This is a genomic window from Plesiomonas shigelloides (assembly GCF_900087055.1).
Lineage (GTDB): Bacteria > Pseudomonadota > Gammaproteobacteria > Enterobacterales > CAMTGL01 > Plesiomonas > Plesiomonas shigelloides.
The window spans coordinates 2628856-2652698 of sequence record NZ_LT575468.1 but is presented as its reverse complement, the minus strand read 5'-3'; the positions used below and the strand labels follow the sequence as shown (position 1 = coordinate 2652698).

Below are 23843 nucleotides of genomic sequence, written 5' to 3'. Positions count from 1 at the left end.
TTGTCTGTTTTGTCTACCAGTGCTATTGCATGATTATTCGCGCGTGAAATGAGTGTGTGCAGTGCTCGGCGTGAGGGGAAGAGGCTGGGCAAGAGGGCGCGGACAAATAAGAAAACCAAGTCGTTTGGGTATAGCTAAACCGGGCGTAGAGAAAGGCACGCTGTAAAAAACGCACCACAAAAAAAAACGGCTCACGAGGAGCCGTTAGTCAGACTAATTTTGCTTACAGGCTACGCAGAACGCGCTGTAACAGGCGTACACGTGGCAGGATGCTGTCCAGCACCAGATACTCATCTGGGCTGTGGAAGCCCGCGCCGATTGGGCCTAAGCCATCCAGTGACGGGATCCCCAGTGCTGCTGTCAGGTTAGCATCAGAGCCACCGCCGACCGCTTTCCACGTGATCTCGATACCTTCTTCTGCGCCGCAACGCTCAACCAGAGCCATCAGCTCTTCGGTTTGCGCAGACGGGGTCATCGCCGGTTTGTGCGCTTCGCGCTCCAGCGTGATACGTACGCCATCAATGAACGCTTGCTCTTGCTGAGCGGTCAGTTTGGCGTGGACTTCGTGGTATTCCGCGTTGTCCCAGAAACGTACGTCGACCAGCAATTCAGCGTGATCTGGCACGATGTTGGCGCCGTTGCCGCCTTTGACGATCCCGACGTTCAAGGTGGTGCCGGACTCAAAGTTGGTCATCGCATTGATAGCCAAGATCCAGTGCGCCATCTCGCTGATGGCCGAGCGGCCATTTTCTGGCTCGTTACCGGCGTGCGCCGCTTTACCGTGGAAAGTGATCTTGTAGCGTGCCATCCCTTTACGGGCTTTAACCAGAGAACCATCAGCACGAGCAGCTTCGGCCACCAGCACTTTCTTGGCTTTCTTCGCGACCGATTCGATCCATTCGTGAGAGTGGATCGAGCCAATCTCTTCGTCTGGGTTCATCAGTACGCCGATGGACAGACGCTGCAGCGTCTCTTGATCCAGATGACGCAGTGCCCACAGAATGTTCAGCAGACCGGCTTTCATATCAGAGACGCCCGGACCGTAAGCGCGCTCGGCATCGGTGCTCATTGGACGCTCAGCCGCGGTTCCTACAGGGAATACGGTATCCATGTGCCCGATCAGCAGCACATCAAAATGGTCTGGGTTTGGCTGGTTAGTGGCCAGCACGCCTGGACCGGCTTTCGCGCCCAGATCAACTACTTCGGTGTGCCAGTTCAAGTCACGGTATTTCTGTGCCATCATCTCAGCAACGGCGGCTACGCCTTCTACCGTGCTGGTGCCGCAGTCGATATTGATCAGCGGTTTCAGTTCTTCCAGATAAGCGTTCAGTTGCATATCCAATACACCTCGATTTAGATAATCACACGCATCAGTAACATCGCACCGAAGGCATTCAGTACGGAAATACCGATCATGACAGGGATCAGTTTGGCACGGGTGCCGATTACGCCCAGAATACGACCCGCGTATTGCACTTGGGAGCCCATCAGGTAGATAGCCGGAGCCAGAATGGCCAGATGTTCACCGGTCAGGATGCCATCAGTGAACAGACTCACCGCCACACCAACACCGCCGCCCATTGACATCCAGCCGCCCAGCAGCACAGCCGCTGCTTCACCTGGCAGGCCGAACAGCGCCATCACAGGTTCAAATACACCGGCCATCAGATCCAGCGCACCAGAGATTTTCAGCACCTTGATGATAACAAAAGCCATCAGGATATTGGGTACGGTGCTGGTAGTTGCAATGTTCCAACCTTTACGCGCACCGGCAACAAAGATATCCGTGATCATCGGTTTAGTTTGAGTAGTCATCAGGATGCTCCTTAGGCGTTAGTCTGGGCAGGCTTAGTGGTGTCAGATTCGGAATCGCCTTTACCTTCAGTCGCTTTCAGGTAAATGCGGAACAGGTTAGCGCCGACAATCTTCATCACGAACATCACCGCCACACAGGTACCGATCGATGCAGGAACGGCCAAGTTGCCATCGCTACCCACCAGAGTGAACAGCACCGCACCGGAGGAGAAGAAGTTCACCAGCATTGCGCCAGCAGAGAACTGGAACATCGTGAAAACGTCTTTTTCACGTTCAGTGATTTGTTTGTCATCGGCCAGTGCACGGGTCAGAGAAGCACCTACGTCGGTACTTTGCAGGCTGCCAATCATGGCCAGACCGGTGTTACCGGAGATCCCCATCAGTGGGCGCAGCAGCGGAGACAGCAGCTTACGTGCGGCATCCAGCGCACCGTAGTGCTCCAGTACGTTAATCACACCCAGTGCGAACATTACGGTTGGGATCAGACCAAAGGCAAACAGGAAGCCTTCCATCGCACCGTCACCGCCTGCACCACGCAGGGTTGAGGTGGAGGTGGTGATGGCATCGCCAGTTTGTTTCACGCCGCTGACCAGTTTACCGAAGGTACCGTTCAGGGTGGTGAAGTCAAACACACCTTGCCAGCCGGTGCTTTTCATCGCGCCGGAGAAGAAAATCAGGGCAAAGGCCAGCGCTACATAGGCGCCCCAGCGGACGGGTTTATTCTGATCGGTGGGTGTACTCATGGGCATTCTCCAAAGCTCTGGGCTGTTAACCAGGTTAAATATGCGAACAGTCATTTATTCGGCTCATGCGGGCAGCATAGGGATGGCGGGGAGATAAAAATTGATATAGATCAAGTTTTGTAAATTGAAAAAGTATGACCAATTGTAAATTTTAACTACGTCATGCTTTTTAATCCCACATATAAGATATATGCCTCTGCCTGTGTTTATTTTTGTGGAGTTATATGTTTACGCCATGTTGGCATAGTGTGGAATTCTGCCGTGTAATCCACAGGAGACAAGGGACCGCGCACATAGTCATGTTTTTCGATAAGTAAGGTGTCACTTTGATTCGGCAATATGGGCAGTTAGCAGAATTTTATCGCAGAATTTTTTACTGCCCGCTCTTGGCTCTCGTGCACCGCAGTACAAAAAGTGAATGCCAGTAGCACGCACTCAAGAAGGCGAGAAAACAAAGAAAATGAAAAAACAAATAAAGTGAAAAAACAAAGAAAGCGAAGACGAGGAAATCATCTAAGTAGGAATTAGACAGTAGGGGGGAAAGATAGAGCAGGAACGTAGAGAGGTAACTATGGACGTGACTGAAATTTAGGTACAAAAAAACCACCTTACGGTGGCTTCTGCTTTCTGACCCGAAACAGTCAGAAGAATTGGTTGCGGGGGCTGGATTTGAACCAACGACCTTCGGGTTATGAGCCCGACGAGCTACCAAGCTGCTCCACCCCGCGTCCGATGCAGTGCATAATACGCTCCAGCCGCGGGAATGCAAGCTTTTTATGTGACGAAAATTCGTTTTTTTGCGACAAAGCCACGTTAAAACCTGATTCAGGCCACAAAATAGGGAAGACGCTGCTCGCTGGGTTGCTGGCTTAGTGCAATCAGTTGCCATAGCCAGGTGTCTTGGCGAGCGTTTCCAAATGGCGCATGATAGTGGTGTAAATATCCCGTACCGATAATCCAGCACTGATCACAGAAAGTGATTTCTTTCTGCGTCGCCGTTTGCTATTTTTCGCCGATTTTCCGGTGTTCACCGGTATTACCGCTATCCAGTTATGAAAGAAGGGAGTCTGACGTGCGACCTGTATTTGCCCGTTTCACCGCCTCTGCCGAGGCAACAGTGGCCCGCGCCACCTATTCGTTGCGCCCATCGCGCTGCGGGATTGGCCTGATGGCGTGCCTGTTGCTGGCCTTGGCGGGCTGCGCCCCGAAAGCGCCACCGACAGATCGCGGTCAGCAATATAAAGATGGCGAAATTACCCAGCCATTGAAACCGGTCGCACAGGTGAATAGCCGTTTGCTGCCGCAAAACCAGAATGAATTTTCCCAGCAGGTTGAAAATGTGAAATTCGGTTCGCCGTCACTGCACTTTCGCCAGCAACACACCTATGCCGATATTTACCGTTGGCTCGATGCAGGGGCAGATCCGCGCAAATTAGCGCAATTTGGCTTGCAACCTTACCTGATGGCGGGGGGCGATAATCAAGGCAACGTGCTATTTACTGGGTATTACACGCCAGTATTGCAAGCGCGGCATAAGCCAGATGCGGTATACCGTTATCCGCTGTATGCCCTGCCTAAAGGCAATGCCCGCTTTACCCGCGCCGAAATTTATAACGGTGCCTTACAGGGTAAAGGCTTGGAGTTGGCCTACAGCGCCTCGATGCTGGATAACTTCATGATGGAAGTACAAGGCAGCGGTTATGTGGATTTTGGCAATGGTGAGCCGCTGGCTTACTTCGGTTATGCCGGCAAAAACGGGTATGCTTATACCAGTATTGGTCGTGTGCTGATTGATCGCGGCGAAGTGCCACGCGAGCAGATGTCACTGGATGCGATCCGCAAGTGGGCCAATACACACACGCCGCAGCAGGTGCAAGAGCTGTTTGAGCAAAACCAGTCTTACGTCTATTTTGAACCGCGCGCTGCCGCGCCGGTGGTTGGTGCCAGTGGCATTCCTTTGGTGGCCAAGGCCTCGGTGGCCGGTGACAAGAGTTTAATTCCGCCAGGCAGCGTATTGCTGGCCGAAGTGCCTTTGTTGGATGGACAGGGGCGTTTTACCGGCAAACATGAGATGCGTTTGATGCTGGCGCTGGATGTGGGCGGCGCTGTCAAAGGCAACCACTTTGATATTTACCACGGTGTCGGTGATGACGCTGGGAAAGAAGCCGGTTTCTATCAACATTTTGGCCGAGTGTGGGTGTTGAAATCGCCCGCCGATGGGCGCTTATAAGCCTGCGCCGGCATACTAAAACTGTAACATCAGCATGAATTCAAGCGAGGAGCTGAGATGTCTAAGCAGCAGACCGCATCTGCGGAGTATCAACAACGCTTTGGCGGTACTGCCCGTCTGTACGGGCGCAGCGAGTTGGAGATCCTGCGAGCGGCGCATGTCTGTGTAGTGGGCATCGGCGGTGTCGGCTCATGGGCGGCGGAAGCGCTGGCACGCACGGGAGTTGGCGCGATCACCCTGATTGATATGGATGACGTGTGCGTTACCAATATCAACCGTCAGATCCATGCCATGAGCGGCACGGTGGGGCGCGCCAAAATTGAAGTGATGGCTGAGCGGATCCGCGCCATCAACCCCGATTGTGCGGTGCATTTGATTGATGATTTCATCACGCCGGATAATCAGGCCGAGTATTTAAGCCGTGGCTACGATTATGTGATTGATGCGATTGACAGTGTGCGCCCGAAAGCGGCTATGCTGGCATACTGTAAGCGCAATAAGATCCCGGTCATTATGGTGGGCGGTGCGGGCGGTCAGATTGATCCGACGCAGATCCAAGTGGCTGATCTAACCAAGACCATTCAAGATCCGCTAGCGGCCAAAGTGCGCGGGATCTTGCGCCAAGAGTATAACTTCAGCAAAAATCCGAAGCGCAAATTCGGCATTGATTGCGTGTTTTCATCTGAGCATTTGATTTACCCGCAAGCCGATGGCAGCGCTTGTCAGGCCAAACAAACGGCAGAAGGCCCGAAGCGGATGGATTGTGCGTCCGGTTTTGGTGCTGCGACCATGGTCACGGCCAGCTTCGGTTTTATTGCCGTGTCGCGCGTGATCCAGCGTTTGCTGGCTAAAGCGCAGGCTCGGGCGCAAGAGGCAATTTAATAGCAAGAATAAGCGTAACGGAAGACGTTTAAGCGATACCCTTCCTACTTGAAGCTGCAGCGGTGTTGACTGCGTTTGTTCACCCCAATCACATAGTTTACCTATGCTCATGGGGTTTCACGCACTTGTCGCCTACCTGCAACTTCACGTTGTTTGGGTATCGATAGCCAGTTACTAACCAGAAGGGATGCCACGATGAAATTACGTGTAGAGTTAGATCTGACGCCGCAAGAGCTCACTGAGCTGACGCAAAACCATCAAGCGCTGTGGCAGAATCTGCAAATGCAATTTTGGTCACAGGTGTCGCAGCAGATGATGAAGATGTCGCCGCTAGGGAGCTTTTATCCAATGCCGGGGCAGAATAATGATGAGCGTGGTGGGCCGCGCGAGTAAGCGCGTCAATGTAATACAGCGTTGATGTATGACAGTGATGAGTCTCGCGGCCTAGCGCCGCGTTCTATAACGCAAAAACGGCAGCTCCACGAAATGTGGTGGCTGCCGTTTTTGTTGGCGTCGCTGGCAAAAATTAGCGTTTTAAGCGCCGTGCGCGGTACGAGCCAGTTCATGAAGACGGGCACTGATCGCCTCAATGCCTTGCGCCCGTGAGCTAGACAACTGATCGGCAATGCCGAGGCTGGCCAGTGCCGCGGGAATGTCGAGAGCCTGCACATCTTCTGCAGATAAGCCTTCGATACGGGTCAAAATGACCGCCAACAAGCCTTTTACGATGCGCCCTTCGCTGTCAGCATAAAAGTGCAAGCGGCCATCGGGCTGTACTTGCATCCCCAGCCAGACCCGATTCTCGCAGCCATACAGCTCGAGCTGACTGCCACGCTCTTGCTCTGACAGGCTCGGCAGCTGACGGGCGAGCAGGATCAGTTGGCGATAGCGGTCTTCCCACAATTTGCAGGCTGAAAAGCGACTTTCTAGCTCAGGCCACGTGATTTGGGTACCAAAAGGGTGTGAACCTAACATCCGTTATTCCTCGCGTATTCGTTATTCCTCGCGTAGCAGCGCGACGGCGCGCTGTAAGGCGCTAATAAAGGCGCTGACGTCTGCCTCGCTGTTGTACGGGGCAAAAGAGACGCGCACGGTACCGGAAACGCCGAGTGCTTCGGTGAGCGGCTGCGCGCAGTGCATACCGGCGCGTAGCGCAATCCCTTGTTCCGCTAGCAACGTGGCCAGATCGCCATGATGAAGTCCTGCGACATTAAAGGCGATGATCGTGCTGGCGTGTGGCGGGCGATACAGTTGCAGCCCATCAATGGCTTGCATCTGCTGCACCGCCGTTGCGGCGAGGGCGCAAGCATGCTGATCGGCGGCGGCCAGATCTTGTTGCGCCAACCATTCGAGGGCCGCATCAAAAGCCAGAATACCGGCGATGTTGGGGGTACCGGCTTCAAAACGCTGCGGGATCGGCGCCAGCGTAATGCCATCGAAACTGACTTGCTGGATCATTTTGCCGCCGCCATGCCATGGACGCATGCTTTCCAGCAGCGCCATCTTGCCGTACAGCACACCAACTCCGGTCGGGCCGTAGAGCTTGTGTGCTGAGAACGCGACAAAATCCGCATCCAGAGCTTGCACATCCACCGCTTCATGCGCCACCGCTTGCGCTGCATCCAACATCACCACCGCGCCAACCGCGTGCGCCGCGCGGATAATCGCTTCTACCGGCTGGCGACTGCCGGTGACATTCGACACCATGCCTACGGCCACCAGTTTGGTGCGTGCGTTCAGCAGGGTTGGCAGCGCCGAGATATCGAGCAACAACTCTTCGGTCATCGGTAGACGCACGATTGTTGCGCCGGTTTGCTCTGCCAGCAGCAGCCACGGCACCAAATTAGCGTGGTGCTCCATCGCACCGACCAAGATCTCATCACCCGGTTGCAGGCGATCGCGCAGATAGCCATTGGCCACCATGTTGATGGCCTCAGTGGTTCCGCGCGTCCAAATAATCTGGCGTGGGTCGGGCGCATTGAGTAGCGCAGCGCACGCGCTTCGCGCATGTTCAAAGCGGCGCGTAGCACTGGCTGCCGCCTGATGCTGGCTGCGGTGCACGGTTGCGCCATTGCTGCGGTAATAGGCATCACTGGCCTCAATCACTGGCAGCGGTTTGAGCATGGTGGCGGTGCTGTCGAGGTAGACGCCAGCGTTATTCTGCAATGCCGGAAATTGGCGGCGGAACGAGTCGGGAGCAAAAGCAAAGGTCATGACGGTAATCTGATCTGAGTGGCAATCAATTCTGGGGTGATCTTGGCGCGATCACGGCGACAGTGCAAGGGCGGGCTAAATGACAGATAAAAAAAAGCACCGCCAAAAGGCAGTGCGGAAAGAATTCACTATTGACAGACAGGGTCAAAATTGTACAGGAAGTGAAACATGGTGACTTTCGTCACCTGCCCGGTAAAACCGGACAACGTGCAAACACAACATTGCATGTCTTTGAACCTAAAGTATCTCCGAAGAGCTACTTGCCGTTTAGGCTCAGACCGCGTGGGTTAATATAGGGATTTGCTAGCCCTTCAACAACGGACAAATTATAATGCCCAACATTAGAATATCTAATATGTTGCTGAATGGTTATGGGTATGTCAAGACGACTTCCGCCGCTCAACTCGCTCAAAGTTTTTGAAGCCGCCGCGCGCCATTTAAGCTTTACCCGGGCAGCCGAAGAACTGTTTGTTACACAGGCTGCTGTCAGCCATCAGATTAAGGCTTTGGAAGAATTTCTGGGGCTAAAATTATTCCGGCGGCGTAATCGTTCGCTGCTGCTGACCGAAGAAGGGCAGGCCTATTTCCTCGATATGAAGGAAATTTTCACGGCGCTGTCTGATGCCACCGAAAAATTGTTAGCACGTACCGCCAAGGGCACCTTGACCGTCAGCTTGCCGGCCAGTTTCGCCATTCAATGGCTGGTGCCGCGGCTGGCGGATTTTAATGCCTCGCACCCCGATATTGATGTGCGCATCAAGGCGGTAGACATTGATGAAGGTTCGCTGACCGATGATGTGGACGTGGCGATTTATTATGGCCGCGGTAAGTGGTTCGGCCTGCGCGTTGACCTGTTATGTAACGAGTATCTGATCCCGCTGTGTTCTCCGGCGCTGCTGACCGGCGAGCATCCGCTGCTTTCACCGCATGATTTGGTGCACTATACGTTATTGCATGATACCTCGCGCCGTGATTGGCAAGCCTTTACCCGCCAGTTAGGGCTAACCGATATCAACGTTAATCAAGGGCCGATTTTCAGCCATACGGCGCTGGTGTTGCAGTCGGCGATTCATGGCCAAGGGGTGGCGCTGGCCAATAATGTGCTGGCGCAACCGGAGCTGAAAGCCGGTCGCTTAGTCTGTCCGTTTGATGATGTGTTGATGAGTAAAAACGCTTTTTATGTGGTTTGCCATGACACGCAGGCGGAACTGGGTAAAATAGCCGCCTTCCGGCAATGGATGTTGTCGCGGGCGCAGCAAGAACAAGACATGCTGCGACTTCGCAGCGTGTAACCGTGAGCGCCATGCTGGCGCGGCGGTCTTAACAGCAGACAGGGATGATAAGGAGAGCATGATGCTGCGATTTATTCTGCCGTTTGGTGCACTGAGCGGATTTTTTGTCGTCGCGTTTGGCGCTTTTGGTGCTCATGTGCTGAGCCGCTCACTGGCTGCGGCGCAGATGACCTTGATCCAGACGGGTTTGAATTATCAGATGTTTCACACCGCAGCACTGCTAGCGGTGGGAGTTTTAGGTTTGCAGTATCCGCGTCAGCGGCTGGATCTCGGCTGCTTGTGGTGGGTACTTGGCATTTTATTATTCAGTGGCAGCTTGTATGCCTACGCATTGTCCGGCCTACATTGGCTGGTGTGGTTAACCCCGGTCGGGGGCGTGAGCTTTCTGGCCGGTTGGCTGGTGCTGCTGAGCAAATTATTACAGTTGAGGAGAACCGCGCATGAATAAACTGGCGCTGTATTGTCGTCCAGGCTTTGAGAAAGAGTGTGCGGCGGAGATTACGGATAAAGCCGCCCAACTCGGGGTCTATGGTTTTGCCCGCGTAAAAGATAACAGCGGCTATGTGCTGTTTGAGTGTTATCAGTATGAAGACGCCGATAAGCTGGCGCAGGAGATCCCGTTTAAGACGTTGATCTTTGCCCGTCAGATGATCGTGGTGGGTGAACTGCTTAAAGATCTGCCGCAAGAAGATCGGATCACCCCGATCGTTGGCATGCTGACTAACGTGATTGAAGGCCCGGGTGAGCTGCGCGTAGAAGTGCCAGACACCAATGAAGCCAAAGAGCTGTCTAAGTTCTGCCGTAAATTCTCGGTTCCGCTGCGCGCGGCGCTGCGTAAAGCCGGTATCTTGCTGAACAAGGAAAACCCGTATCGTCCGGTGCTGCATGTGTTTTTCATCGCGCCGGGCTGCTGCTATGTCGGTTATTCCTACAGCAACAACAACTCGCCGTTGTACATGGGGATCCCGCGTCTGAAATTCCCATCCGATGCGCCAAGCCGCTCTACCCTGAAGCTGGAAGAAGCGTTACATCTGTTTGTGCCACACGATGAGTGGGATGAGCGTTTGGGCTCTGGCATGTGGGCGGTAGATTTAGGTGCTTGCCCAGGCGGTTGGACCTATCAGCTGGTACAGCGCAGCATGTTTGTGTACGCAGTGGATAACGGCCCAATGGCCGAAAGCCTGATGATGACCGGTCAGGTGACACACTGCCGCGAAGATGGCTTTAAGTTCCAGCCACCACGCTCTAATATTGCATGGTTGGTGTGTGACATGGTGGAAAAACCGGCCAAAGTGGCGGCATTGATGACCGATTGGCTGGTGAACGGCTGGTGCCGTGAGGCGATTTTCAACCTCAAGCTGCCAATGAAAAAGCGCTATGAGGAAGTGAGCCATATTCTGGAAAAAATGCAGACGGCGCTGAAAGACAATGGCGTCAATGCGCAGATTGCCGCCAAGCAGCTGTATCATGACCGTGAAGAGATCACCGTGCACGTGCGCCGTATTTGGGCGGCGACCAGTCCAAAAGCCAATGCTTATCGCCGCTATCGCGATGACGAGTAATGGCCTTTACGCATGACGATGACGTGCTTGAGCAGCAGAACGTGCGCTCAGTGAAACAAAAAATCCTGACCTTAAGGTCAGGATTTTTTTTGCCAACGTAACTGCTGCAAGTTGATCCCGAGCGGCAGATCGCGGCGTAGCGTTGCCACTTGGCGGCACAGGTGTGCCATCTCGCCTTGGTCACTCAGCTTTTTGAGCAGCGCCGGTGAATGGTCGGTGGCCGCGAGTACAGCCTCCAGTGAGCCATAGCGGTTGAGCAGTGTAGCGGCGGTTTTGCCACCGATCCCCGCAATGCCGGGAATTTTACTGCTGCTAATACCAGCCAATCCCCAATAGTCGGGAAGCAGGGCTGGAGCCACGCCAAATTCTTGTTCAACAAAGGGCAAATCCAACCAGCGTTTTTGGAAGTAGTCGCGAATTTGCAAGGTAGGTGCCAGTAACTGGCAATAGCCTTTATCGGTGGATACGATGGTGGCTTGGTGCCCGCGGCTGCACACTTGCCATGCCAGCGTGGCGGCCAAATCATCGGCCTCATCCTCTTGCGCGGTTAAACTGGCCACGCCCTGTTCGGCAAAAGCATCTTGAAACTGCGTTAATGCTGCCGCCAGATCGTCCGGCATGGCCGGTCGTCCCTCTTTGTAGCTGGGCAGCAGCTGGTGACGCCAGCCAGGTTCGCGCAGCGCGCTGTCAAATACTGCCACGGCATGCGTGGGCTGGGTATGCTGCAACAGCTGCTCGAGCGCATTGCGGCTTTGGCTGATGCAGCGCGCCATATCCACTGGCTGTTCGGGCGAAGTCTTATGGCTTTCATGCACGGCATGAATGCGGCGGATAAGATTCAGGGCATCCACCACCAGTAAATGAATCGTCATCAGGTAAACCCATCTCAGGTTAGCCTGACGCTACCGATACCCTTTCTACTTGAAGCAGCCGCGGTGTTGGCGATGTTCGTGCACCCCAATCACAGCGTTTACCTATGCGTATGGGAATGCACTTACGTGCCACCTACCTGCAACTCCACGTTGTTTGGGTATATTTCCCTGTTGATAAGCGTTGCTCTGCTAGCAGGGAAAAGAGAGCGGTTGGTCAGGTTAATCAAAAACATGGCAGCCGTGAGGCTGTCGTCATCCGTTGATGGTACTTGAGCGCGGCATGGTAGCGCAAATAAGGCTGGGAAAAGGATTGGGCCAGATAACGGCGAATAACCGCAGGTGGGGGATAAAAAACGCAGCGCATCGTGAAAGATGACGCTGCGTTTATCCGTTGTGCAGCAATGATAGCGATATGGGGAAAACACCGTAGAGCGCGACACCGGCAAGCGGCGCGCGACTAGCGGTTATTTCAATATTTCATAGCAAGGCACGTAGGCGCTGCCCGGCAGTTTCATTCGGTGCTGGTGGACAAAACTTTCCAGCAATTGATCCATATCCTGCATCAGTTGCTTATCACCATCTATCTGATACGGGCCGTATTTCTCGATGGCTTGGATCCCTTTATCTTTCACGTTACCGGCTACAATGCCGGAAAATGCGCGGCGAAGATCTGCGGCCAGTTCGGCGGCCGGTTGTGCCAGATGCAGATTCAGCTGACGCATATTCTCATGGCTCGGTTCAAACGGCTGCTGGAATGCATCATCAATTTTCAGTGACCAGTTGAAGCTGTAAGCATCGCCCGTTTGCATGCGGTGTTCTTTCACCGCCGGCATGCCTTCTTTCATGATTTGCGCCACTTTCACCGGATTATCGACCACGATTTGGTAACGCGCTTGCGCCTCAGGGCCCAAGGTTTTGCCAATGAAGGCATCCAAGGTGCGAAAATAGGCTTCGCTCTGTTTCGGGCCGGTGAGCACAATCGGCATTGGCTGCTCGCGGTTATCCGGATGCAGCATGATGCCAAGGATATACAACAGCTCTTCAGCCGTACCGACGCCGCCCGGGAAGATGATGATGCCGTGGCCCATACGCACAAAGGCTTCCAAACGCTTTTCGATATCCGGCAGGATCACCAGCTCGGTCACCAGTGGGTTCGGCGGCTCAGCGGCAATAATCGACGGCTCGGTAATGCCTAAGAAGCGGCCGGTTTTGATGCGCTGCTTGGCATGTCCAACCGCGGCGCCTTTCATTGGCGCTTCCATCGCGCCAGGGCCACAACCGGTGCAAATATTCAGGTCACGTAAGCCAAGCTCATGGCCGACCATACGAGCGTACTGGTATTCGCCTTCATTGATTGAGTGGCCGCCCCAGCACACCACCATGTTCGGGTATTCGCCAGTGTGCAACACCTTGGCGTTACGCAGCAAAGCGAACACCAGATTGGTGATATGCACTGAGTCTTTTTGCAGCTGTTGTTGCAGGTGGGGCATCGCGGCCAGTTGGCCGTTCACAAACAGAATATCGCGCAGCACCGCAAACAGGTGTTCGTGCAGACCGCGGATAATTTTACCGTCGACGAACGCGGTTTCCGGCGGATTGATCAATTCGAGTTTAACGCCGCGCTCACGGCGCACCACGTTGATGTCAAAACTGCTGTGTTTGGCCAGAAGCTCCTTGCTGTTATCGGTCTGGCTACCCGAGTTCAGTACTGCGAGGGAGCAGTTACGAAACAGTTGATACAGCTCGCTGGACGCAGTGCGTTTGAGCATGTCCACTTCGAGCTGGGAAAGTTGATCCATCGTACCGATGGGATTGAGGTGAGTAATCAAGAATGCCTCCTTTCAATTGAAAACGACAGCAACCTGATAGTGAGGCGTATTCACTTTACATGTTGTGTACGGCAACCTAAGCGAGATTACCGTACCGACACGTTAGCCTGCGCGGCCGGTGATGCCAACTCTCAATGTATGAAGATTTGATTTCGGCCGTTGTTTTTCGCGTGGTACAACGCCTTATCCGCTCGTTCTTGCCAAGTGCTGATGGTGTCACCACTTTGTAACTCACTGGCGCCGAGCGACACTGTGATGGAGACTTTGTCAGCGTGGAACTTAAATGGCAACTGGCTGATTTTCTCGCGGATCTCTTCGAGCTTGATGCTCAGTTCGTCCGGCGACATATCTGAGATCAGCAAGGCAAACTCTTCTCCACCGAAACGGGCGATAAAGTCGGTTTCGCGCAGCGATTGTTGAATGGCGCGCGCAATGATTTTTAACGCTTTATCGCCGGCCAGATGCCCATAAGTATCGTTCAGATCTTTAAAGCGGTCGATATCCACCATCACAAACCACAGCGGCTGCTGATAGCGCTGCCAGCGTTTGTACTCCAAATCCAAACGCTCTTGCAGCGCGGCTCGGTTGTACACTTTGGTCAGATGATCGAGGAATAGTCGGTGCTGTTGATCGAGCAAGCGATTACGGTAATCAGTGGTCTGCTCGATGATGGCGCACAGGCGTCCTTCATTGCTTTGTGAACGCTCGATGGAGCTGTACATCTGCTGACATAAGCGATGGTGACGCTCGGTAATACTGCGCAGTTGCTGTAAGGCAAATTGCACCTGTTCACCGGAGAGATTCGGTGCGCGTTCCAGCAATTGCAGGGTGTCTTGCATCTCGCGGTTCAAGCCTTGCATCCCTTTGTGGTCGCTGTAGGCCGATTCCATCGATTTATTCATGCTCTGATGCAAGGCGCTTAAATCATCGTTCAGTGCCGCCAGAAAACGGCGTGATAAACGCCGCTCAGTGCGGGTGCCTTGCAAAATCAGCTCGATGATTTCAAAGCTGTAGTGCACCAATTGCTGCACGCTGGTACCAATCAGCAGTTGATTGCGGATCTCGAGCAGACGCTCACCGGCATCAGAGTCAAAATCCAGTTCGGAGATCAGGTGTTGCAGCTCATCAGACATTTTTTGCAGCGTGTCTTGCTGCAGGGCTGCTGGTGCAGGGCGCGCATCTTGCTGATCGCCTAATGAGGCCAGCAAGCGAATAGCGCGCTCGGAGAGACTCAAGATCCGCTCGATGCGATCAATTTGCTCCGGATTTTGCTGGCGATCGAGCAGCATCACCACATCTTGGCGCAGCTGCGGTGGCAGCGCGGCGGTGGCTTTCAGACATTCGGCGGTATGCAGCACCGCTTCATTGATGCGTTTGTTATGGGTCAGACGCTGCTGGCTGTATTTAAATGCCAGACGCTCTAGCAGAGCCAGACGGGGGATCATCAACGAGGTGTCTTTGGTGCGATCGAGATCGATTCGGATGTCGGTCAATAAGCGATCCAGCTCGCTGTCCGATCCTTCCAGTGATTGCGCCAGTCGGCCCAATACCCGACGTAACAATTCACTTTCCCGCATGCTTTTGCGTGACAGTTGCTGATAGTGATCCTGAATTTGAGCCAGTTGCCGGTGTAAATCAGTCATGCTATCCATCGCCTGAGCCTGCGGAGTTTGAGTCATAGATTTAGCCTGTTAATGTTGACAGAATATACCGCTAATTCACCGCATTGACTATTCACCCACTGTGGCCAGCCTCGCAGGAGTGTGAGCTGGCGACGAGTATTGTGCCAGTAAGGTGACCCAGTCGACCGGATTGGGGGTATCGGAATGGGCAACTTTAATCAGCCCGCGCCGGATAGCGTCCAGACAGGCAACATACAGATCCCCTTGGAAACACGCCGGAGTGGCGGTCGGGATCGGTAACAACATCACCCAATGGTTCTGGTCATATTGCTGATTAAGTTGTGCGGCTGCGGTTTGCGCCAATTGTAACACGTTAAGCAATTCTGGTAACTGTACGCCACTGATTGCCCGTGGCAGCAGTGGGTAGTGGCAGGCACCAACACTGATTTGTCCGGCCGGCGCTTTGTACTGCGGGAATTGCTCGCAGGTGCGCAACAGGTACTCGGCAAACTCTTCCGGTGACGGGCTCACATCACCCGGCTCGACATATAAAAAGCCGCTGTCATTCAGATGGAACAGCTGTCCACGGCTGCCTAAGGTTGCTTGCAGGTAGTCGCCAAGCTCGCCTTCGAGTTTCACAATGGCTTGATAACTGAAATCAGGTCGTAACCGTAGTTCAGTTAACCAATTTAGGCGGATCAGCGCCACTTTCAGGCGTAAATCTTTAAACGGGTTGTCGTCCAACACGTTGGTCTGCTCGCCCGTGATTGCTTGTTCGCACAAGCGCACCGTGCCTTGTAAGTAACCCGGTAGCATGGCATTGAGCTTGCGCTGATTGGCCAAGTGAGTACGTGGATGACTAAAACCGATTTTGCGGTTACGACTCAGAGCGCCACGATAAGCGGAAGTGACAATCATGAAGTAACACATGGCGACAACTGCCACTAATATGGCACAGAGCAATAATTGATTAAGTTTGCGGCCACGTGAATATTGCCGCTCCAGTGACTGGTAGCTGGCTTGTAATTCATGGTTGGTATTAATTTTGTCAATCAACTGCTCATGCTGTAGCAGGGTTTCGGCATTGAACTCGACTTGTTGTGAACGAATCTGCTCGAGTAATTTAACTTTATCCTGTAAATACGCATTTTCCTGATTACGATTACCTATTTTCTGATAACCTTGAATCAATAATGAATATGCATATTTACGCAAGCTCAGGTCGTCGGGTGGTGTTTCTTTTAGCCCCTCATTGATGACACTTAATGCCGGTTTTATTTTATCGCTACGCAGTAAATATTCGCCTTTCAATAGCAAATAGACCGGGTGTAGCAATGGGCCCGCTTTTTTATCTGCGCTGATGATGTTATCAACCTGCTCGATATATTCTTTGGCTTTTTCTAACTCGTTTAGCTGTAAATAAACAAACGCCGTGCCGAGTTTAATATCAATCAACTTTCCTGGATTGGGAGCTGTATTGGCCAAATCAATGGCATTAAGGTAATTGACCAGCGCCAAATTAGGACGATCTTCATAACTGTGGATATGACCAATCAGCTTTAATGCACTCGCCAGGCTGCTTTTTTCACCCACTTTTTCATAAAATCCCGCGGCGCGCGAGGCATAGTTCAAGGCCAGTGAGTAGCCGCCATACGTGACATAGAAGTTAGCCAGTTGCAATTGGGCATCGGCCACCAAATCGTCTTCTCGATGCGCAATGGCGAGGCCCATCGCGGTCATTAATGCTTCTTGTGTGGCATTGCGATGTTGCAACAGAGTATTTAGACGACTTTCTGCCAAGTAATATTCAATTTTTAAGCGCGGTTCACTGACTTTATTCAGTAGCGCGTGCGCATCGTGCAGATATGCCTGAATTTGTGGAATGCTGCCTTTTTGGTGTGAAGGCGAGAGCGTATCGAGGTAAATCGATGCCATCAGCAGCTGATATTGCACCTGCACACTGGCAGATAAGTGCGTTAAATTTTGCGTTAGGTTGGATTGCGCCAGTGTCTGTAACGCAGTTTGGGGATTACCGGTTTGTAACCAAAGATATTGGGCCTTGAGCAATGTGGCTTTGGCTTGGATATGCGAGTTATTGAGGTTCTTCGCCAGTTGCATCAGGTAATCTAGCGTTTTTAAGGCGCCGCGGCGATTTCCGGTTTTGTTTTGTGCTTGGCTTTTTAGCAACAGCGCCTGAAGCATATTTTCGCGGCTTTGTTGCAGGTATTGTAGGCTCAGGTTACGCACCGAATTACTGGCGGTCAGGCCGCGATCAGGCTTCTCAATGTACGCATTGAGTTTTTCCAGCGCCAGCGCTGGGTCTGTTTTTAACAGTTCTTCTGCCTGAACTAATTCCGGCGTCGGCTCATACGTTGATAAATCATCAAGGGATATGGCATAGCTACCGGTAGAAAAAAAAGAGAACAACAGAAGAAAAAAAACACGCCACATCGCAAATATCTTAGTTATTTGTTAAGAGTAAATTGATTTTTTTATTGGCTAAAATAATTATTCTTAGTGTAACGGATGCGGTATCTGAAACCAAGCATACCGCATCGTGAACGATCACATTACTGACGCGCCAAACGGCGGTTTTGCGCCGGCATCGCTTCCCAATCAGAGCGGAACGGATTGATATCCAATCCACCGCGGCGGGTATAGCGTGCAAACACGGTCAGTTTTTCTGGGGCGCAAAAACGTTTGAGATCGGTAAAGATCCGCTCAACGCACTGCTCATGAAACTCATTATGGCTACGGAACGAGATTAAATAGCGGAGCAGGGCTTCGCGATTAATCTGCGGGCCGCGATAATGAATGCTGACAGAGCCCCAATCCGGCTGACGGGTGATCAGGCAGTTAGACTTAAGCAAATGGCTGACCAGTGTTTCTTCAACCATCGGCATCGGCTCACCGTTGGCTTGGCTGGCAGCACCTTGCAGATAATCGGCATTGAAATGGTAGTCATCAATGACGATATCCTGCTCATCAATACATTCGCCAGGGAAATCGGCAATCGCTTGACCTGGGTAGGCATCCACGCGGTGCAGCAGCACCTTAACGTCACCCTCAGCGCACTGGCTCAGATCGCGTTGTAAGGTGGCCGCTACGCTTTCCCAATCGGCAAAACGGGTCTGATTAAAGCTGTTCAGGTACAGCTTAAAGCTTTTCGACTCCACCAGATTGCGGCTGGTGGCCGGAATATACACATCGCCGATGGCCACTTGTGGCACACCGTTATTGTTCAGCCATGACAATTCATACAACGTCCACAGATCGGCGCCCGAAAAAGGCAACGAGCCGGTCAGCTGCAGGTCGTCGCGATTGAGCGCTCGCGGTACCGGTTGCAGCAACTGCGGGTTGTATTGATCACAGTAGTCCGTGGATTTTCCCAGCGTTAATCCCTGCAGCGCCGGATCATTGTGGTATTTGGTCATGATTTCTGCTCAGTGTCGGTTACAATATCTGGCAGTTTACCCCAAATTCTGAGTAAGACGATGCGAGATCAAGTGCAACAGCAAGTGATAGATGCCCTGCAACAGTTAAATCTGCGCTATGAGCAGTGTTGGCAGAATAACATGCAAACGCTGCCGCAGAGTGTCAGTTTGTGCGATATTTCATCACCTTGTGTGGTGTCTCAGGATAGTGAGCGGGTGTATTGGCAGCCACAACCGCGTTGCCAAGACATCAACTTACAGGCCGTCGAACAGGCACTTGATATTCAAATTCGAGAGGATATCCACGCCTATTTCAGTGCCCAGTTTGCCGCCGATATGGCCGTGAACTGGCAGAATCATGCCCTGATTTTGTTGCAGGTCTGGAACGAAGAGGATTGGTCTCGTTTACAGGAAAATCTGATTGGGCATCTGGTGGCACAGCGTCAGCGAAAATGCACGCCAACCTTATTTGTTGCGCTGACCGACGATGATAACCAGATAGTGTCGGTCTGTAACCTCACTGGCGCGGTAGTTCTTGAGCGTCTGGGCAGTAGCGAGCACACGGTGCTGGCTGACAATCTGGTCGCCTTTTTGGGCGGTTTGCAGCCGCGTATCGCCGAGCTGTAAGTACCTGATGGTTATGTCTAGAATCGAGATCTAACCTGCTATGCGCAGCGGTTGGCGTGAGGTCGGTTGTTACCTAACGCCAACGTGCTGTTGTTTCCGCGTACGCTTATTGCGTATTTTGGGCTGACAGGAGCGTAGCTAACTGCGCTTGTAGCGTCGCAACCTGCTGCTCTAAGTGGCTTACACGCTCCGCAAGTGTTGGCTCAGTCGTTGCCGCCGCAGGCGTAGCGAGCGGATTATGGCCGGCTTTATCGCGCGCCAGTACACTGACAATCAGCGGCAGTGGGACAGGCTGGCTGAGACGGCTTTTCAGCAGGGCTACCGAAGGCTGTTTTCCCTCGGCTTTTAGTTGCTGTAATACTTGCTCCAGTTCGCGGCTTACATCATTCATCGCTTTTCCTTTCCTTATCTCGATTTCGCGTGCACGTCGCTCGTTCAGCCTTCTTTATATAACGCTTCTTTATGTAACGCTTCTTTATCTAACAAAAAAGCCCTTACCCCATGATCGTTAATCGCATCATCACGCGCATAGCGGTGGCATGGGTCTGAACGCGGCCAGTGTTGCTGTAAAGCGTCAATCAGGGTCTAGATCAAAATAGAGATTATGTCGATTTTAGCGTTTAGCGGTGCGTGCTCAATTTAGCGAATTGTGCCCATGGGGTTGACTTATTCTAAAACCGATTCAGCAGATTGCGATATTGGCTATGTACTTTGTAAGAGATTTCCTACAGTAGTTGTGCGAGTTATGGAACGGGTTTTGACCGGTTACTGCGCTATGTAAAAAGCGTTTTTAATATAATTCAATTAGTTAATTTGTATGTTTTGCGTAGTAATCGAATACATCACACATAACTATTTGATATATCGCTTGTGAAAACTATGCAGAAAGGTAGTCTTAAGGGCGTCGGCAGGAAGCAAGCATAACGACAAGGATAACCACGGATGCGGTGGCTGTTTCAGGATGAAAGAGCCGGAATTCAGGATGAGTTCACGTGATCAGGATATCTCAAGGATGGATGCTGCAGTAATGCAGATGCAACCGGTAAGGATGCGGGTTGGTTAAGGATGACAACGGACTTCTTCGGGATGAAGAATCAGGATGCGCCTCAGGATGAGGAAGTGGATACTTCAGGATGAAGTCAGGGACACCTCCAGGATGGAGAAGTGAGCCGGAATAAGGACAGTACGGCGACGCAAGGACGGTACAAGGACGATTGTCAGGACGACAAAAGGACAGCTTCACGGATTGAAGAGCATAAAGGACAAGCCATAGGATATGGTGAGATTCACGGAGTGATGCAGGGAGCACACTTTGCAGCAGGATGGCTGTAGCAAGACCTGAGAGGGGTATCGTTTCGACGATACCCCTTTCTTCTTATATAAGTTTCTCATGCAAGTTTCTTATGTGAGGGATACTGAGGCTGTCCGTTGGCTTTTGCGCTGTGGTTGGCATTCGCGGTGCGGCATTGACTGACGTGAGTACCGGTCTTTTTTTACGTCATAGCTAATTGCATTTTTATACATAAAGTTCACATCACCGCACGGTCCTTGCGCTGGGCTGTGAGCAGAGGCCATTGACCCTCTTTAGTGCACTTCCTGCCAGTTTGCGGATTGTTTTGCAACAACCGCCGTCAGTTTCGACATTTCTTGTTGTACAAATAGTGCACTTGTCACACAAAAAAACAGTAAATGCGGACAAAAGTCCTTGACAAGTTACCGGTAACGTTGTTTTGCTGTTTGCGATATCTCTGCTGAATTTGTGCGAGATATCCTACACGCGGTGTGGGATTATCCTCATTTGTGCTGTGCTTTTTATCGTTTGCTTTTTTATCTAATTTGTTTTTAATCATGTGGTTAAGATATTTATTCTCACGAAACATCCAGAAATGTTTGGCGCTGTAAGCGCACAGTGGATTGAGAAGAGAATAAAAGGGGATATGATTAATCCATCGAACGGATATCGATGTCTTCAGGAAGAAGACGTATGGCGGAGCCCATACAGGATTGGACACCCGAAGGATTCGGGCCTCGTTTACCGGATTGTAAACGTATCAGGATGATGCAGGACACATTTCAGGATGAAATGAGGATGCAGCCTCAGGACGAGGGAGCGGATGCTTTAAGGATAAAGCAAAGGACACCTCCAGGACGGAGATGGACGTCAGACAAGAAGTCTGACCGCATAGGGATGGCCAAGGAAGATAACCGGGAAGGTTAAAAGGACAGCTCCACGGATGCGGAGAACCCGAGAAGGACTCAGCCAACGGATTTGGCGGTATCACGGAATGATGCAGGGAGCACCGATTCGCAGCAGGATCAGCTGTAGCAAGACCAGGAAGGGGCACCATACGGTGCCCCTTTCTCTTTTCTCTCTTAATCTAATTCGCTTTATTCTCGACTTATTCTGCTCTGAGCTGCAGTTGTTGCTGTAATGCGGTTAACGCATCAATCAGCGCACGTGGCGCACTTTCGCTTTGTAGCATGGCAAAAATCTGGCTACGCAAAAATGGCTGGGTGATCACTTCTGGGTACAGACGACCAAACAGTGGTGATCCCGCTAACGCTTCTAGATACACCGGCAAGATCTGCGGATCGCTCAAGCGGTGGATCAAACGTGCGGTTAGCACGATCAACCAGGCATTCACATCGGCTTGGCGTAATTGCTGCGTGATAAAATCGCGGATCTCCGGCAGATCCGGCGCATAGGCCAATGCACGTAACAGCAATAGGCGACTTTCAGTATCGGCCTCAGGGTTTTGATGCTGTAAGTGCTGGCGTTGTAATAAGACTTGCGCCATCTCGCGGCTAATATCACTTTGCTCCAAGCACAAACAGATCCCTTGCAAGGCTTGCTCGGGCGCGTGGGCTAAGGCTTGGCACAGCAAGGCATGGTTTTGCTCTTGACCACAGCGCACCACCACATCCGCTAACCCTTGTAATCCGACACCGTGCCAATTTTCCCATCCTGCCTTGCCACTGAGATAAAATTGCGCATGCTCATAATAGCGGGAAGCGGGTTGGTGCAAATCCCGCGCTAGCAGCGCATGGAACATTGCCATCCGCTCAGGCGACGGTTGCCAGTGCTGCGGATGTTGCGCCAGTGCGTTTTTCTCCTCTTCGGTGTGCGGCTCGCGGCTGAGATCGGCACCGAGAGTATTAAGCAGCAGGCGCGCAAAACGGGCGCACTCTTCTGGGATCAGCAGTCCGCGCTCATCTAAATTAATCTGTAAAAACCAGATGGATGGTTCACTTTCGCTGGGGCGTTGGCAGCACAGTGCCAAATGCGCTTGGCCGCGCAGCGGATAAGGGTAAGGGCGCTGCTGATTCTCCAACACGCCGAAGGTAACTAACGATAAAGGATACGGGCGACGGCCCAGATCGTAAAAACAGGCTTTTACCTGTGCGCGGGTGAGCAATTCTGTCAGGGCTGCAGTCATGGCGTCGTAGTCTTCGCGGGTTACGGTTGAGTCAGTAAACGTTAAATTATAGGGAGGTTCCGGGTTCAGTGGTATGCTTGGCCCCCATTTTTTACCGGAGGAAGGATTATGGAACGCGAGCAGCAAGTTCGTCAGTTGCTGGAGGATATCCGGCTGGTGATGATGGAATTGGCTTTGTGGCAGAAATTGCCGCCAGAGCCACAGGCTTTTCAGAGTGTCGAGCCGTTCAGTATCGATACGATGGAAGCGCAGGAGTGGTTGCAGTGGGTCTTTTTACCGCGCATGCATGCGTTGTTGGACGCCGGTGCGGGTTTACCGACTCGCTTTTCGATCACCCCGTATTTTGAAGAAGCGCTCAAAGAGCAGGAGCAGATTAGCCGGTTGCTGGCGCTACTGCGTGCGCTGGATGAACTACTCAATCAGGAAACCTAATGCACGATTTTTCTTCTTGCCCGGCCTCTGGCCCAGATAGCGCGCTGTTGCCGTCAGAGTCGATAGAGATCGCGTCCGATGCCGTGACCGAAAGTGCACCGGTACTGCCGGTGTTGTATCAGGATGAGCATATTATTGCCATCAACAAACCGGCCGGTTGGCTGGTGCACCGCAGCTGGCTTGACCGGCATGAAAAAGTGGTGGTGATGCAAACCGTGCGTGATCAGATTGGTCAGCATGTGTATACCGTGCACCGTCTGGATCGGCCAACGTCAGGCGTTTTGTTACTGGCGTTGTCCAGTGATGTGGCGCGTATCTTGAGCGGCATGTTCGAAACCCAGCAGATCAAGAAAACCTACCATGCGGTGGTGCGTGGCTATCTGACTGGGGAAGCGGAGCTGGATTATCCGTTGGTGGAAGAGCTGGACAAGATTGCTGATAAGTTTGCTAGCCAAGAGCGCACGGCGCAGCCGGCGGTTAGCCACTATTGCGGTTTGCAAACGGTCGAGATGCCGTATTCCGCTGGTCGTTACGCGACATCGCGCTACAGCTTGGTTGAGCTCCAGCCGAAAACTGGCCGTAAGCATCAGCTGCGTCGCCACATGAGCCATCTGCGTCATCCGATTATGGGCGATACCACCCATGGCGATCTTAAGCAAAATCGGGCGTTGAAAGAGCATTGTGGCGCTGGGCGCTTGATGTTACACGCCAGCAGTTTGACTCTGCCGCATCCGGTGACCGGTGAATTGCTGCAGATTAACGCGCCGTGGGACGACACTTGGCAGAGCCTGATGCAAAAATTTGGCTGGCCTGCGCAAAATCCTGTGACATAACCGGCTTGCACAAAACCCC

At 52.5% G+C, this 23843-nt stretch carries 21 protein-coding genes and 1 tRNA gene; 9 read left to right on the top strand and 13 right to left on the bottom strand.

Annotated elements, in window-relative coordinates:
* Nucleotides 1-223 precede the first annotated feature (223 nt).
* The 4 genes from NCTC9997_RS11830 to NCTC9997_RS11815 form a co-directional block, all read right to left on the bottom strand.
* Nucleotides 224-1336, bottom strand: a complete 1113-nt coding sequence (locus NCTC9997_RS11830) for a M20 family metallopeptidase (protein WP_197665203.1) — start codon at nucleotides 1334-1336, stop codon at nucleotides 224-226.
* 17 nt (nucleotides 1337-1353) lie between these two features.
* The gene (locus NCTC9997_RS11825; protein ID WP_010864431.1) at nucleotides 1354-1815 is read right to left on the bottom strand and encodes a YjiG family protein; all 462 of its coding nucleotides are present in this window, start codon (nucleotides 1813-1815) and stop codon (nucleotides 1354-1356) included.
* Between the two features lie 11 nt (nucleotides 1816-1826).
* A complete protein-coding gene (locus tag NCTC9997_RS11820; protein ID WP_010864430.1) occupies nucleotides 1827-2558 on the bottom strand; it encodes a nucleoside recognition domain-containing protein in 732 nt (243 codons plus the stop codon).
* A 651-nt stretch (nucleotides 2559-3209) separates the two neighbouring features.
* Nucleotides 3210-3286, bottom strand: a tRNA-Met gene (locus NCTC9997_RS11815).
* Between the two features lie 440 nt (nucleotides 3287-3726).
* On the opposite strand from NCTC9997_RS11815, the gene mltA reads away from it, so the two are divergent.
* From mltA to NCTC9997_RS11800, 3 genes are all read left to right on the top strand, one after another.
* Nucleotides 3727-4788, top strand: coding sequence for a murein transglycosylase A (gene mltA / locus NCTC9997_RS11810; RefSeq protein ID WP_064978508.1), 1062 nt, complete (start codon nucleotides 3727-3729; stop codon nucleotides 4786-4788).
* 57 nt (nucleotides 4789-4845) lie between these two features.
* The gene (tcdA, locus tag NCTC9997_RS11805) at nucleotides 4846-5670 is read left to right on the top strand and encodes a tRNA cyclic N6-threonylcarbamoyladenosine(37) synthase TcdA (RefSeq protein WP_039045197.1); all 825 of its coding nucleotides are present in this window, start codon (nucleotides 4846-4848) and stop codon (nucleotides 5668-5670) included.
* Between the two features lie 195 nt (nucleotides 5671-5865).
* Nucleotides 5866-6063 (top strand): hypothetical protein, encoded by a 198-nt coding sequence (locus NCTC9997_RS11800; RefSeq protein ID WP_064978127.1) that lies wholly within the window; start codon nucleotides 5866-5868, stop codon nucleotides 6061-6063.
* Between the two features lie 141 nt (nucleotides 6064-6204).
* Here NCTC9997_RS11800 and csdE read toward each other — a convergent pair whose 3' ends face one another.
* The gene (csdE, locus tag NCTC9997_RS11795; RefSeq protein ID WP_064978126.1) at nucleotides 6205-6645 is read right to left on the bottom strand and encodes a cysteine desulfurase sulfur acceptor subunit CsdE; all 441 of its coding nucleotides are present in this window, start codon (nucleotides 6643-6645) and stop codon (nucleotides 6205-6207) included.
* A gap of 21 nt (nucleotides 6646-6666) precedes the next feature.
* Nucleotides 6667-7884, bottom strand: a complete 1218-nt coding sequence (csdA, locus tag NCTC9997_RS11790) for a cysteine desulfurase CsdA (protein WP_064978125.1) — start codon at nucleotides 7882-7884, stop codon at nucleotides 6667-6669.
* A gap of 377 nt (nucleotides 7885-8261) precedes the next feature.
* Here csdA and NCTC9997_RS11785 point away from each other — a divergent pair, with 377 nt between their 5' ends.
* From NCTC9997_RS11785 to rlmM, 3 genes are read left to right on the top strand one after another with little or no spacing between them, the layout of a single operon-like run.
* Entirely contained in the window at nucleotides 8262-9176 is a 915-nt protein-coding gene (locus NCTC9997_RS11785) for a transcriptional regulator GcvA (protein ID WP_010864424.1), read from the top strand.
* 58 nt (nucleotides 9177-9234) lie between these two features.
* The gene (locus NCTC9997_RS11780) at nucleotides 9235-9624 is read left to right on the top strand and encodes a DUF423 domain-containing protein (RefSeq protein ID WP_039045194.1); all 390 of its coding nucleotides are present in this window, start codon (nucleotides 9235-9237) and stop codon (nucleotides 9622-9624) included.
* Complete coding sequence (gene rlmM, locus NCTC9997_RS11775) at nucleotides 9617-10738, top strand: 23S rRNA (cytidine(2498)-2'-O)-methyltransferase RlmM (RefSeq protein WP_010864422.1); 1122 nt, start codon at nucleotides 9617-9619, stop codon at nucleotides 10736-10738. The genes NCTC9997_RS11780 and rlmM overlap by 8 nt, the downstream gene beginning before the upstream one ends.
* A gap of 77 nt (nucleotides 10739-10815) precedes the next feature.
* Here the strand turns inward: rlmM and xni are convergent, their stop codons facing one another.
* The 5 genes from xni to queF form a co-directional block, all read right to left on the bottom strand.
* A complete protein-coding gene (xni, locus tag NCTC9997_RS11770) occupies nucleotides 10816-11610 on the bottom strand; it encodes a flap endonuclease Xni (protein ID WP_064978124.1) in 795 nt (264 codons plus the stop codon).
* A gap of 464 nt (nucleotides 11611-12074) precedes the next feature.
* Complete coding sequence (ppnN, locus tag NCTC9997_RS11765) at nucleotides 12075-13439, bottom strand: nucleotide 5'-monophosphate nucleosidase PpnN (protein ID WP_064978123.1); 1365 nt, start codon at nucleotides 13437-13439, stop codon at nucleotides 12075-12077.
* A 131-nt stretch (nucleotides 13440-13570) separates the two neighbouring features.
* Complete coding sequence (locus NCTC9997_RS11760; RefSeq protein ID WP_010864419.1) at nucleotides 13571-15118, bottom strand: GGDEF domain-containing protein; 1548 nt, start codon at nucleotides 15116-15118, stop codon at nucleotides 13571-13573.
* 51 nt (nucleotides 15119-15169) lie between these two features.
* A complete protein-coding gene (locus NCTC9997_RS11755; RefSeq protein WP_064978122.1) occupies nucleotides 15170-17512 on the bottom strand; it encodes a tetratricopeptide repeat protein in 2343 nt (780 codons plus the stop codon).
* A 119-nt stretch (nucleotides 17513-17631) separates the two neighbouring features.
* Nucleotides 17632-18495: an NADPH-dependent 7-cyano-7-deazaguanine reductase QueF gene (gene queF / locus NCTC9997_RS11750; protein WP_064978121.1), complete on the bottom strand. Its 864-nt coding sequence runs from the start codon at nucleotides 18493-18495 to the stop codon at nucleotides 17632-17634.
* Nucleotides 18496-18555: 60 nt separating this feature from the next.
* Between queF and syd the strand changes: the two genes are divergently transcribed.
* Nucleotides 18556-19122: a SecY-interacting protein gene (syd, locus tag NCTC9997_RS11745; RefSeq protein WP_052181470.1), complete on the top strand. Its 567-nt coding sequence runs from the start codon at nucleotides 18556-18558 to the stop codon at nucleotides 19120-19122.
* Between the two features lie 106 nt (nucleotides 19123-19228).
* Here syd and NCTC9997_RS11740 read toward each other — a convergent pair whose 3' ends face one another.
* On the bottom strand, nucleotides 19229-19513 hold the full coding sequence (locus NCTC9997_RS11740; RefSeq protein ID WP_064978120.1) for a hypothetical protein: 285 nt from the start codon (nucleotides 19511-19513) through the stop codon (nucleotides 19229-19231).
* A gap of 2008 nt (nucleotides 19514-21521) precedes the next feature.
* Complete coding sequence (locus NCTC9997_RS11735) at nucleotides 21522-22559, bottom strand: DUF3549 family protein (protein WP_064978118.1); 1038 nt, start codon at nucleotides 22557-22559, stop codon at nucleotides 21522-21524.
* 108 nt (nucleotides 22560-22667) lie between these two features.
* Here NCTC9997_RS11735 and NCTC9997_RS11730 point away from each other — a divergent pair, with 108 nt between their 5' ends.
* Nucleotides 22668-22991, top strand: a complete 324-nt coding sequence (locus NCTC9997_RS11730) for a YqcC family protein (protein WP_064978117.1) — start codon at nucleotides 22668-22670, stop codon at nucleotides 22989-22991.
* A complete protein-coding gene (gene truC / locus NCTC9997_RS11725) occupies nucleotides 22991-23824 on the top strand; it encodes a tRNA pseudouridine(65) synthase TruC (protein WP_082935556.1) in 834 nt (277 codons plus the stop codon). The genes NCTC9997_RS11730 and truC overlap by 1 nt, the downstream gene beginning before the upstream one ends.
* The last annotated feature ends 19 nt before the right edge of the window (nucleotides 23825-23843 follow it).